Genomic DNA, 596 nt, shown 5'->3' with positions numbered 1-596 from the left:
GGGCTGCGCGAGGAGTACCGGCACGCGGCCGGCCAGCACCTCGCGCTGCGCCGCCGGGTCGACGGCACCGAGATCCGGCGCACCTACTCGATCTGCTCCCCCGCCCCCGACCCGGCCGGCGAGGGCCCGAGCAGCCTGCGGGTGGGAGTGCGCCTGGTCGACGGCGGGGCCTTCTCGACGTACGCGCTGAAGGAGATCGGCGTCGGGGACGAACTGGAGGTGATGACCCCGGCGGGCCGCTTCACACTGGAGCCGGCGCCGGGTCTGTACGCGGCGATCGTCGGCGGCAGCGGCATCACCCCGGTGCTGTCCATCGTCGCGACGCTGCTGGCCCGTGAGCCCGAGGCCCGGTTCTGCCTGATACGCAGCGACCGTACGGCGGCCTCGACGATGTTCCTGGAGGAGGTCGCCGACCTCAAGGACCGGTATCCGCAGCGGCTGCAGCTGGTGACCGTGCTCTCCCGCGAGGAGCAGCAGGCGGGACTGCCGTCCGGCCGGCTCGACCAGGAGCGGCTGACGGGGCTGCTGCCCGCCCTGCTGCCGGTGGAGCGGGTGGCGGGCTGGTTCCTGTGCGGGCCGTACGGGCTGGTGCAGGG

The 596-nt window shown here is 74.2% G+C and carries 1 protein-coding gene; it reads left to right on the top strand.

What is annotated here, in order from left to right; all coding sequences use genetic code 11:
- On the top strand, positions 1-596 hold a 596-nt coding region (locus IE312_RS41810; protein ID WP_229900431.1), incomplete at both ends, for an FAD-binding oxidoreductase.

It is taken from the genome of Streptomyces capoamus (genome assembly GCF_014654935.1).
Lineage (GTDB): Bacteria > Actinomycetota > Actinomycetes > Streptomycetales > Streptomycetaceae > Streptomyces > Streptomyces capoamus.
Note: the sequence above shows the minus strand (reverse complement) of the source record. Positions and strands in the feature narration are given on the sequence as shown.